The organism is Ramlibacter sp. (genome assembly GCF_029866045.1).
Lineage (GTDB): Bacteria > Pseudomonadota > Gammaproteobacteria > Burkholderiales > Burkholderiaceae_C > Ramlibacter.
Genome location: NZ_JARXAB010000140.1, coordinates 1 through 11835, shown reverse-complemented (window position 1 = coordinate 11835; position 11835 = coordinate 1). Strand labels below are relative to the sequence as shown.

Sequence of the window (11835 nt, the reverse complement as noted above, 5' to 3'; positions counted from 1 at the left end):
CGCCAGCTCCAAGTTGCGACTACGAATCTCTTCAACGTAGTGCAGGTACTGACGGGTCAATCCCGCCATGGGGATGTCGAGGATGTTGAAATTCTGCTTGCGGATCAGGTAGAGCAGCAGGTCCAGCGGACCCTCGAAGGCCTCCAGGAAGACCTCGAGCGCGTCCGGCGGGATGTACAGGTCCTGGGGCAGGGCAAAAAGAGGTTCGCCGTAGAGGCGGGCCAGGGCGACTTGGTCGACCACCTCGGGCAGGGCGGACAGACCGCTGAGGCCGGACGGCTCGGGCGCCAGGCGTGCGTCGGCCTGGGGCAGGGCGCCGGGAGCGGTGTCGTTCATCGGCGGGCGCAGGCGCGGTGGCGGGGCGGGTAGACGGAGCGGGAAAGGGTCAGGCGCTCTGCGGCTCAGGCGCCGCTGCCGTAGACATAGGCCTTTTGCGGCACGCGTGCCTCTTTCCACTCGGACTGCAGCTCGCGGTCGACCTGCTTGTCCCACAAGAGGGCGCGGCCGGCCCGCTGCTGGGCTTCCAGATTGGGCTTGGCGGCCTTGAGGTCGCCAATGAAGGAAGTGACTTCCGAGTGGTAGTCGGGGCGACGAAAGATGCGCTGCAGCAGGCTCATGGCGGGATCCCTTGAATCGCTTGATTCTACCGGGGCCCCACCGCCTTTCCCCGAGGCTGGCGGAACCTGTGGGGTGGGCGCGGTCACACATGCCGAGCCACAACTTTCTGGCCGGCCCGAGCCCGGTACCCGCTCCCATGCACCACCCCCTCGATGAAAGAACCCTGGTCAACGGCTGGCTCCGCCAGTTGGGCACTCAGGCCCGCATGTCCTTGCAGCTTGACGACCAGGGACTGTGCGGCATTGGCCATGCGAGCGGCGTTGACTGCGTCGTCGAAGTACCCGACCGCTCCGGGCGCCTGTACCTCTGGTCTCCCCTGCTGCCCTGGCCCGGCCTTCACCCGCAGCTGATCGCCGAGCGCTGCTTGGGGGCCCACTTTCTGGGGGCACAGACAGGCGGCGCGAGCTTCGCGCTCGACCCCTCGGGCACCGAGCTGATGTTCTGGCAAATCCACCCCATCGCGTCCCTCGACGAAAGCCGCTTCGCCACGGCGGTCATCGAGTTCATCCAGCAGGCCGCGCAATGGCGCGACAACCTCCAGCGTCTCGACCTGCGCCCGCCGGCGGATCCGCTTCCCCGGCCCATGGCGGACACCGAGCTCGAAGCCGCTGGCATCCAGAGGATCTAAACCATGCAAACCAGCGTCAAGGCACGGCTGTCTCCCCCCACCCTCAATCCTGATCCCCGGCCGCAGCCGGGAACCCTCGCAGGGGCCGAGCATCTCCGGGACCCCAGCCGCCCGCGGTCGGGCCAGTTCGCGGCTGCGTCCGCCGGTACCGGTGCGACGCCCGCTGTGCAGGCCCCCCGGGCTTCGCAGGCAGAGGCAGTGGCGCAGCTGAGACCGCCCTCGAGTTGGTGGCGGCGCTTCTTGGGTTCTTTCTTCCTCGGGCCCAAGGCGTCCCAACTGGAGTCCGCCAGCCGCCTCCATGCCCAGGTGCGCGCCGGTTCAAGCGCGGGGCAAGCGACCGCCGCCGCGCGCCCCGCCATCTCCGATGACCTGGCCGCCTTGATCCAGGGCGAGGCCAACGGCAAGCCCTACGAGAGCTTCGATCGCATGACAGGCCGCCTGAACCCGGATGCTCCTCCGCAAGGGCTCCCGAGCTGGCTCGAAGCGCGCGCCTTCCTTTTGGCTGCACCCTCGCAGGACGACGCCCTGCGCGCGATTCGGACTTGCCTCGCGCCCAGCGGGGGCGTGCGGCAGCCCCAGGCCCAGCTCGAAACCCGGGCGCGCACCGTCTACCTCGCCCTGGTCGACGCTGTTCGTCGGCATGGCCAGTCGCCCAGCGTGATCGAGGCGCTGGCGCAGCAGGCGCCCGAGGCGGCCCATGCCTCCGGGTCCGTCCACTCGCCCTCTTTGGCGCTTTCCCCTGGAGACGAAGCGGCCGTCCGTCGCCAGCGCTCCCAGGCCGCGGCCCTGGCCTTCTCGCGTGAGTTGGACCTGGCTTGCCAGGCCCAGCCAGGCGGCCAAGACCTCGCAGCCAGGCTGGAGCGGCTGGACCTGCTCGAAGCCAGACTGCCCGCGCTGCAGGACCTGGAAGCGGCGGACCGGACTCACTGCACCTTCCTGTTGGCCGAGCGCCGCGGCCAGATCGAGCCCGATCGGGCAGCCCTGGGGAAGATGCTGGCTAAGCTCACCGAGGGCAAGACCTGGGAGCCCTTGCGTGAGGCCTTGCCGGCCCGGCGCAGCCAGTGGGAGGACCTGCGCAAGGCCTTGCCCCTGTGCCGCCAACTCGACGCCCCGACCCGTGCAGCGCTGAACAGTGCCCTGCAGGACACCGGGGCGCGGCTGGCGCTGCTGGAAACGCGCGACACCGACCTGGCCGCGCTTCAGGCGGAGGCACCGCGGATGGGGTCGGCGCTGGCCAAGCTGGCGCCGCAGGACTATCTCCACGCACGCAGCGGCCTGGTCTCGCTACTGGCCCGTCTGCCGGCGACCCCTCGGGACCTGCTGATCAAACATCTCGACACCCGGATCGGGCACGCGGACCAGACCCGCTGGCTCAGTGACATGGCGGCCGGCGACGCGGGGGTCATCGACACCGTGTTCAAGGGCGCCGAATGGCACGAGGACGCGCTGGCGCTCAAGCTGGCGGCCATCGCACCCGACGACCAAAAAGCTCTGCGCAATCTGGACGTCCAGCACAACCTTCGGATGGTGGCCGATGAGCTCGACGCTTTCATGGCCAGCCGCAATGCCGCCGGCGGCAAGGCGAGCCTGCCCGTCAGCCTGTTCGGCGCCGTCAAGGCCAACCAGGCCGTCGTCTCCTGGCTGGTCAAGTACGCGTCCCAGGAGGTGGCTGCCCGTACCGCCCAGATCGGTGCCTGGATCAGCCTGTCCCTGTACGACCCCGCGCTGGGGACAGTTGACGAGAAACAGGTCAACGAGCTGCTGGCCCAGCTCCAGAAGCAGGGCTTGGATGCCGGCCTGCTTCGTGAGCACATCCGCCAGGGCTTTCACAACACGGCCGAAGTGGTGGAATGCCGCGAGCTGATGCAATCGGTTGCGCGCGCCTGCCAGGAGTCAACCTTGCTGTCCTCCCTCGACGAGGAGCGCTTTCACGCCTTGCGCGCCTCGCGCATCGTGTGTCAGTTGTTCCGGGAGGTGACGGGCAAGGACACCGAGGTTGCCACCGGCCAGGAGGTCGATGAAGCGCTGGCGGAGGCAGTCGACGCAGCGATGCCATGGGTTCGTTTTGAGCAGGACCTGGCGCTTTCGCGAGCCGAAATCAAGCGCGAGCTGTTGCAACTCGGCCAGGTGTCCTCGAAGATCGCGGGGCATGAGCAGGCCGACCGCAGCTGGCTGGCCAAGCCGGACCAGCTGGCCGCTGCCGCCAAGGACCACGACCTGGTCCGCAACATCCTCTTCGCCGATACCCGCGTCAAGCAGTTGCAGGCCGAGAAAGGGGACCCGGCGCGGATCGCCGAGTTGAACGCGTCGATCGCCACCCAGTGGGAGGCCTTGGCCGGCTTCAGCCCGGCCCACCTGCGACGCGAGCCGGGCTCGAGCGCCCAGCCCGAGATGTCCGAGTTGCGCGCCATCGGGCTGGAAATGGACCGGCTTTCGCGTTTGCCCGTCCTGCACCACCGGGTCGCTGCCTTGCAGGCGCTGGCCACGCCCAATGACGAGCAAAGCCTGCAGATCAAGCCGCTGATGCGACGCCTGCGCCAGATTGCAATCTTGCAGGTGGCCCTGGAAAGCGCAGACCCGAAATTCCGGCCCAACGGCGCGCGCACCGATCGGTTTGGCGGTTACGCCGGCGAAATCATCAAGCGACTCGCCGCCTTCGGCATTTCTTCGGAGCGACAAAGTGCCTTCCTCAAGAACGAAGTCCAAAGCACAGCGCAGGCCCTGGGCAAGGACGAGCGGCCCCTGGGCGAGCTGATCAGCGATTTCGACCCGCAGAGGACAAGCGCCCGCTTGCGCGGGGCCCTCACCCGCGCGGTCGGCGGCAAGCGGGGTAGCTTCACCGGGGCGTCCGCCTCGGGTGCAGCCTCCCCGGGTGCGGCGCCGCTTGCTGTGTCCGTCACCGAGGGCCAGCGCCGGCAGGCGGTGGCGTTGACCTCGGTGGAGCGGCAGGTGGGCGACCTGGTTTTGGGTCAGGCGTTTGACATTCGAATGGGCGTCTACGGCACGGTCTCGGTGGGCTCACCCATCGTTCCGGGCCTGAGCACCTCCACCGACGTGCGCGCTGAGAGGCAAAACGGCATCCGCGTGTCCCTGGAGCCCGATGGTGCCTATGTGGTGCGGGTGCAAGGTGGCGGGGCTGTGCGTCACGGCGTGACGCTCTCGGCCCTGTCGGACCTGATCAATTTCAGGGGTGAATCTCAGGTCGAGCGCGAGAAGGGGTTCGACTTGCGTTTCGGCGATCGAGATAGCTGCATGGCCATGCTCCGAGGGCTCATCACCGGTGGCGAGGTGGATCCCGCCGCCTGGAGCCCCGAGCAGGTACAGCGCGTCGAGCGGCAATCGCTCGGTGGGCGCGCCAGCCTGAACGCCAAGGTCGACCTGACTCTGGCGGCCTTGTCCGTCGAGGCGGCGGCTGCAGTCGGCAGCGAGTCCACCGTCAAGCGGTCGACCGCCGGCGAGGTCGAGACCCAGGTCCGACGCGTCCTGGCCACCACCACGGCTTCTGCGCAGGCCGCGGCGGGCGGCGCCTCGCGCGAGTTGAGTGCCGGCCTGAATCTATCCGCCAGCAAGACCCTCGAGCGTCAATACGGCATGCTGCGTCCCGGCTCGCAAGCCACGCTCTCGGCCACCGTGGTCGGCGGCAACCTGGACCGCTGCCTGGACAGCCTGTTCCCGGCCGATGCCGATGAGGGCGAAGGCACTCAGAAAGCGCAGGGGGACACCCTGAAGAAGGCAATGAAAGCGTCACTTGCCCGCGAGATGCGCGCCGTTCCCAACGGCACCGAACTGTTCGTCCGCTATCGCCTCACAAACACCGCCATCCGTGAGGCCAACGCCTTGCTCGGTCAGGCATCACAGGCGCTGACCCGCGCCAGCCTGGGCACGGGTGAGGCACGGCAGCTGGCCCGCAACGAAGCGGCGGACTTCGCCAGCCAGGCCCATGCGGTCACTCGCCGGTCCGACAGCTACGCGCTCGATGGTTGGGGCTGGACGCGCCGCGACCAGGTGGAAGTCACCCGCCACCGGGGCGCCTACCAGCAGTTCGCCCGCGGAGAGTCGGCGCAGACCGGGTACACGGCGGTCGATGGCGGCACTGGTGACGGTGCCGCTGCCGGCACCGGTGCTTCGGCTCTGGCAATGAGCGCGTCGCTGGCCCGTTTGCTGCCCTAAGCCGAGGGTTTGTCCGCGGCGCCACGCCGGAGTGACAAACCCCAGGCCAGCACCAGGCCCACGCCCAGGGCCATGAGCTGTTGGTTTGGGTCGTGCGGCGGCAGGCCGCTGGTCTGGTCGGCCACCCGCGCGCACAGCAATGACTCGATGGCGCCCAGTACCGCCAGTGTGAGCATGGGCCGAGCCAAGTCCGCCCCCAGGTCCTCGAGGAAACGGGCGCTGTTGTAGCCCTAGAGGGCGTCGATCAGGCGGGGGCGGAAGCGAGCAAGAACCGAGGCGGAGGGCGGGCGCATGGTCTAGCCCGATTGTGCGCCGCGCTCAGGCTACTTCTTGTCCTTCTTGTCATCCCCCGGCAGCACCATGCGCGCGGTGCCGATGACGGCGTCTGCCGCCAGGCCGACGGTGCCCACCACCACGGTGGCGGCGGTGTCGGCCACGGCGATGACCGCGCAGCCCGACAGTGCGGTTGCGCTGGCCAGCGCCACCGCGAGGCGGACGCTACGTAGCGCGAGGCCACTGATGTCGGACTTCATGGTCAGGCGGAAGGATTTCATCAGCGCACTCGCATGCCCGGCTGCGCGCCTGGCCAGGGGTTGAGGACATAAATGCCCGGTTGGGCCTTTTCGTCACCGTGGCTGGCGGCCAGCACCATGCCTTCGGACACACCGAATTTCATCTTGCGCGGGGCCAGGTTGGCCACCATCACGGTGAGCTTGCCCACCAGGTCTTGCGGCTGGTAGGCCGAGGCGATGCCGGAGAACACGTTGCGGGTGCGCCCCTCGCCCACGTCGAGCGTGAGGCGCAGGAGTTTGGTCGAGCCCTCGACCGCTTCGCACGCCACGATCTGCGCGATGCGCAGGTCGATTTTGGAAAAGTCGTCGATGGTGATGGTGTCTGCCATCGCCTCGCCGCCGGGGAGGGCGGGCGCTTCGGGCGCTGCAGGGGCTGCAGGGGCCGCAGGTGCCGGTGCAGCCTCGGCAGGCGGCTCGAAGAGCGCGTCGAGCAGCTTGGCATCAACCCGCTGCATCAGGTGCTGGTAGCTCCCCACCCCATGGCCTGCCCCCAAGGGGCTGGCAGCGCTGGCCCAGTCGAGCGGCGCGCATTGCAAGAAGGCTTCGGCTTGTGCCGCCAGGGCGGGCAATACTGGCTTCAGGCAGGCCGCGAGCACCTTGAAATGCTCGACGCACTCCGAGCCGATCGCGGCGGCCTCCAGGGCCTTGCCCTCCTTGGCCAGCTTCCAGGGCGCGGCGCTGTCAAAGCGCAGGTTCACCTCGTCGGCGTAGGCCATGATCTCGCGCAGGGCCTTGCCGTACTCGCGCGCCTCGTAGAGCGCGGCCACGCTGTCCACCAGCTTGGCAGGCTGCAAGGTGGCGGCGTTGTTGGCCACGAGCTGGCCCCCAGGGATAAATTTCGCTGCGCGGGAGGCGATGTTGACGAACTTGCCCACCAGGTCGGCATTGACGCGGGCCACGAAGTCGTCGGGGTTGAAGTCGACGTCTTCCACCCGGCCATTGAGCTTGGCGGCGATGTAGTAACGCAGCCACTCGGGGTTCATGCCCAACGAGAGGTACTTGAGCGGGTCGATGCCGGTGCCGCGGCTCTTGGACATCTTCTCGCCGCTCACCGTGATGAAGCCGTGCACATTCACCTGCGCCGGCGTCTTGCGGCCAGAGAACTGCAGCATGGCCGGCCAGAACAGGGTGTGGAAGTACACGATGTCTTTGCCGATGAAGTGCACCTGCTCCACTTGCGGGTCGGCCACGAATTCATCAAAAGAAGCTGCGGTGCGCGAGGCTGGGTGCCAATGGTCCCGCGCCTGGCCCTTGTCGAAATGATTTTTCAGGCTGGCCAAGTAGCCCACCGGAGCGTCGAGCCAAACGTAAAAGTATTTGCCCGGCGCGTCCGGAATCTCGATGCCGAAGTAGGGCGACTCACGGGAAATGTCCCAGTCGGCCATGCCGGCCTCGAACCATTCACTGGCCTTCTTGGCCATCTCGGGCTGCAGCCGCCCGGGGCTTTGCGTCCAGGTTTTGAGAAAGTCGACTACCTTCGGGTTCGACAGCTGGAAGAAGAAATGCTCGGAGCTGCGGATTTCTGGCTTGGCGCCGGTGAGCGTGGAGTAGGGCTCGATCAGGTCGGTAGGCGCATAGACCGCGCTGCACACCTCGCAGCTGTCACCGTATTGGTCTTTGGCGTGGCAGGTGGGGCACTCGCCCTTGATGTAGCGGTCCGGCAGGAACATGCCCTTGACCGGGTCGTAGAACTGTTCGATGGTCCGGGTGGCGATCAGGCCTGCGGCCTTGAGGTCTTTGTAGATGCCCTGGGCCAGCTGGGTGTTCTCGGCGCTGTCGGTGCTGTGCCAGTTGTCAAAACGAACATGGAAGCCGTCGAGGTATTGCTGGCGGCCAGCGGCAATCTCGCCCACGAACTGCTGCGGCGTTTTGCCCGCTTTTTCGGCGGCGATCATGATGGGCGCGCCATGCGCGTCGTCGGCGCCGACAAAGTGCACCATGTGCCCCCGCATGCGCTGGAAGCGCACCCAGATGTCGGCCTGGATGTATTCCATGATGTGCCCGATGTGGAACTTGCCGTTCGCATAGGGCAGGGCGGTGGTCACAAAAAGCTTGCGCTGGGTCATGGTGTTCTCGGAGGCAGCCCGCGATTTTATGTCGCCTCGTTAAACTGACCGCCTTTCCGACCCCTCAGACCACCATGGCCACCCCCGTCTCCCTCGATAGCCTGTCCGCCGCCCTGGCCGCAGCCCAAGACCCCCTGAGCGGCCGCGAGTTCGGCGCCAAGGCCCTGCGGGACCTGCGCCTCGAGGGCGGACGAGCCCGTTTTGCGCTCGAGCTGGGCTACCCGGCCCGCAGCCAGCACGAGGCCATCAGCCAAGTGCTGACCCAGGCGGCCCGCACGGTGCCCGGCGTCGACGGGGTGGAGGTGTCTTTCCAGCTGCAGGTGGTGCCCCATGCGGTTCAGCGCGGCTTGCAGCCCCTGCCCGGCGTGAAGAACATCATCGCTGTGGCCTCGGGCAAGGGCGGCGTGGGCAAGTCCACCACCTCGGCCAACCTGGCCCTGGCCCTGGCCGCCGAGGGCGCCAAGGTGGGCCTGCTCGACGCCGACATCTACGGCCCGAGCCAGCCGATGATGATGGGCCTGTCTGGCCGGCCCCAGTCGGAAGACGGCAAGACCATGGACCCTTTGATGGGGCATGGGGTGCAGGTCATGTCCATCGGCTTCCTGGTCGGCCAAGACCAAGCCATGGTCTGGCGCGGTCCCATGGCCACCCAGGCTCTGGAGCAACTGCTGCGCCAGACCAAGTGGCATGACCTCGACTACCTCATCGTCGACATGCCCCCCGGCACCGGTGACATCCAGCTCACGCTCTCGCAGCGGGTGCCCATGACCGGTGCGGTCATCGTGACCACGCCGCAGGACATCGCCCTGCTCGACGCCCGCAAGGCAGTCTCCATGTTCGAGAAGGTGGGGGTTCCCATCCTCGGCCTGGTGGAGAACATGGCCGTTCATGTGTGCGCCCAGTGCGGCCACGCCGAGCATGTGTTCGGCGAGGGCGGCGGGAAGCGCTACGCCGCCGAGCGCAGCATTGCCTACCTGGGCGCGCTGCCGCTGCACATCGCCATCCGCGAGCAGGCCGACGGCGGCCGGCCGACGGTGGTGGCCGAACCCGAGGGCACACTGGCCGGCCTGTACAAGTCGGTGGCACGCCAGGTTGGGGTGGCAGTGGCCGCGCGTGCCAAGGACTACTCGGCCAAGTTCCCGACCATCACCCTGTCCAAGAACACCTGAAGTTCTGAGGCGCCAGCGCCCGGTCCCCACGCCGATCGGGGTCCGAAGGGACTGGCGCGACGGAGCCTGCGCGCGCGCCTAGATCGCGCAAGTCCTGCTCACGCGAGGCACAGACGTCGCAAGGTGTAAGGCACTGCACATGCGAGCTGCCTCTGCTGCCTAGCATCTGCCCGTTCTCATTTTTTTCATGGGACGAGGCATGGGCATGATCAATCCGATTCGGGCCGTATTCGTGGGCGACGGCAGCCTACTCGTCCGATGTGCCGAGGCCTTCCTCGAGGCGGGGCACGAGGTGGTGTGCATCTCCAGCGCCGACCCGGCGGTGCTGTCCTGGGCGCAGGACCAGGGCCTTGCTTGCGAGCAGGTGCAGGGCCTTGCGCAGGTGCCGCGTTTCGAGGGGGAGGACTTCGAGGTTCTGTTTTCCATCGGCTGGTTGCACCGCCTGCCTCCGGCGCTGCTGGCGCGTGCGCACGGTCTAGCGCTCAACTTTCACGACGGTCCTCTCCCCCGCCACGGCGGGCTCAACGCGCCAGCCTGGGCGCTGCTCGAAGGCTGCCGCCACCATGGCGTCACCTGGCACGAGATGACCCCGGCGCTGGACGCGGGCCGCATCGCCTGCGAGTTGACCTTTGACCTGTCGCCCGACGAGACCGCCTTCAGCCTCAACACCCACTGCTACGAGGCAGGGTTTCGCTCCTTCCTCACGCTGGTGGACCTGCTCGCGAGCAATGCCCTGGCGCTGCGCAGCCCCGCGGCCCCGCCGCGTCTGCATGGCCGTCACCACCGACCGGCGGCTCTGGCCACCCTGGACTGGCGCCGGGCTGCCGCCGAACTTGCGGCGCAGTGCCGAGCCCTGGACTTTGGCCCCACGCCCAATCCCCTGGCCTGCCAGAAGCTGTGGTGCGCGGGCCGCCTGCTGCGCGTGGCATCCGCGCAGGCCGAAGCGACCGTCGATGCCTCACCGACACCCGGTTGTGTGCTGGCCCAGCAGGATGACCGTCTCTGGCTGGCCACGGGTCAGGGGACCCTGCGGCTCGAAGGTCTGATGGCGCTCGACGGCGGGCCACTGCCCACGCTGGTGCCCGGCGAGGTGTTGGCGCCGCTGTCCGTCGGCCAGCTTCAGCGCCTGGCCGACGCCCGACCCGCGCTGGCCCGCGGTGAGGCCGCATGGCGCAGCCGCCTCCTGGCCCTGGCGGCAGAGCCGCTGGCCGAACTGCCGCATCCTCGCCGCGACATGACCGGTGCGCCGGACGCTTGCGGCCCAGGCGCTTGCGAGGCGGACGGTACCTCTGATTTCGAGGTCTCATTGCCGGGTGACCCGGTCACCTGCGCAATCCCCGGCCATGTGCTGCTAGCGGGCTGCGCCGCCTGGCTGGCGTCCGTGTCCGGCGAGTCCCGGGCGGCGCTGGCCTGGCGCGACCCCTTTCTGGCCCAGGCCGCCGAGGGACTCGCGCCCTATGTGACCGACTGGTGGCCCCTGCTCCTGGGCGTCGGTCGCCACACAGACGCGGCCGATCTGCGCGAGGCGGCGGCCGAGTGCCTGTCCCTGGCTCGCGCCGACGGACCCATGACCGCAGACCTTCGGCTGCGCCTGGGCCAGCCAGGGCCGGAGGCGCTCACCCTGGGCGTGTGCATCGGGCCTTGGCCCGAGGGCGCAGGCCATGACGCGCCCTCGGTGTGCCTCATGGTGCCGGCGCTGGCGGACGCATTGCCTCACGTGGGGGCCATGTCTTCAGCGGACGCTTTGCCCTCGGCGGATGCCTTGTCCCCCGATCCATCGGACCTTGCTTGGGCGGACCGCCTTCGTGCGACCCCTCGGGATCACGGTGCGCAAACCCCAGGACCTTGGCGTTTGCGCTTCGGAGCCAGGACCTGGGCTGCGCCCGTGGCCGCTGAAATGGCCGCGCAGTTGGCCGCCTGGTTGCCCCGCTTTGCCCGCCATGTTGGCGCGGTGGGGGCCTTGTCCCTGCTGCCGCCCTCGGACCTGGACCGGATCGCCGAGCTTCACGACAGCGCGCAGCCTGTCGACCTGCAAGGCGGCCTGTGGACCGCGGTCAGCCACGGCCTGTCGCGTCATCCGGAGACGTCTGCACTCGAGTGGCTCGGCGGGCCGGACGGCCAGATCCAGCGCCTCAGCCGGGCCGAGCTCGTTTGGCAGGTGGCTTCACTGGCGCGCCTGCTGCGCGCGCGCGGCGTGGCCCGGGGCGAGGTGGTGGGCGTGTGCCTGCCGCGCGGCCCGCAGTTGCTGGTGTCGGTGTTGGCGGTGCTGGCCTGCGGTGGGGCCTACCTGCCGCTGGACCCCGAGTACCCCGCTGATCGCCTTCGCTTTATGTGCCACGACGCTGGCCTGCAACGGGTGATTGGCGGCCCCGGAGCGGCCGCCCTGCTCGGCGTGTCGGGGGAAGCGCTCATCTCGCCCCAGGCTGCCTGGCCCTCGGTGGGCGTGGTGGGTGAACCAGGGCGCGGCTCCGTCCGTGCTCCTGTGCGCGCCGGGGAAGATGACGATGAAGAAGGTGAGGAGGGTGAGGGTCAGGATGAACCCGCCGTTCCTTCTGACGACGACGGCTTGGAAGTGGACGTGGACGAGGACGGGGGCGGGGGCGGGGGCGGGG

The 11835-nt window shown here is 68.5% G+C and carries 9 protein-coding genes; 4 read left to right on the top strand and 5 right to left on the bottom strand.

Annotated elements, in window-relative coordinates; translation table 11 throughout:
• Together QE494_RS14440 and QE494_RS14435 are read right to left on the bottom strand one after the other, a co-directional pair.
• The coding region (locus tag QE494_RS14440) for a ScpA family protein (protein WP_369289725.1) at positions 1-336 on the bottom strand (336 nt) is incomplete at its 3' end.
• Between the two features lie 65 nt (positions 337-401).
• Entirely contained in the window at positions 402-617 is a 216-nt protein-coding gene (locus QE494_RS14435) for a DUF3460 family protein (RefSeq protein ID WP_300044295.1), read from the bottom strand.
• Positions 618-754: 137 nt separating this feature from the next.
• On the opposite strand from QE494_RS14435, the gene QE494_RS14430 reads away from it, so the two are divergent.
• Entirely contained in the window at positions 755-1246 is a 492-nt protein-coding gene (locus QE494_RS14430) for a CesT family type III secretion system chaperone (protein WP_300044293.1), read from the top strand.
• 240 nt (positions 1247-1486) lie between these two features.
• Entirely contained in the window at positions 1487-5416 is a 3930-nt protein-coding gene (locus QE494_RS14425) for a hypothetical protein (RefSeq protein ID WP_300044290.1), read from the top strand.
• On the opposite strand, the gene QE494_RS14420 is transcribed toward QE494_RS14425, so the two are convergent.
• The 3 genes from QE494_RS14420 to metG form a co-directional block, all read right to left on the bottom strand.
• Positions 5413-5592, bottom strand: coding sequence for a hypothetical protein (locus QE494_RS14420; protein ID WP_300044297.1), 180 nt, complete (start codon positions 5590-5592; stop codon positions 5413-5415). The two genes, QE494_RS14425 and QE494_RS14420, sit on opposite strands and share 4 nt — an antisense overlap.
• A 147-nt stretch (positions 5593-5739) precedes the next feature.
• A complete protein-coding gene (locus QE494_RS14415; RefSeq protein ID WP_300044289.1) occupies positions 5740-5970 on the bottom strand; it encodes a hypothetical protein in 231 nt (76 codons plus the stop codon).
• Positions 5970-8054: a methionine--tRNA ligase gene (gene metG, locus QE494_RS14410; protein ID WP_300044288.1), complete on the bottom strand. Its 2085-nt coding sequence runs from the start codon at positions 8052-8054 to the stop codon at positions 5970-5972. Before metG ends, QE494_RS14415 begins: the two co-directional genes overlap by 1 nt.
• A gap of 74 nt (positions 8055-8128) precedes the next feature.
• On the opposite strand from metG, the gene apbC reads away from it, so the two are divergent.
• Both apbC and QE494_RS14400 read left to right on the top strand, forming a co-directional pair.
• A complete protein-coding gene (apbC, locus tag QE494_RS14405; RefSeq protein ID WP_300044287.1) occupies positions 8129-9223 on the top strand; it encodes an iron-sulfur cluster carrier protein ApbC in 1095 nt (364 codons plus the stop codon).
• A gap of 205 nt (positions 9224-9428) precedes the next feature.
• The coding region (locus QE494_RS14400; RefSeq protein ID WP_300044286.1) for an AMP-binding protein at positions 9429-11835 on the top strand (2407 nt) is incomplete at its 3' end.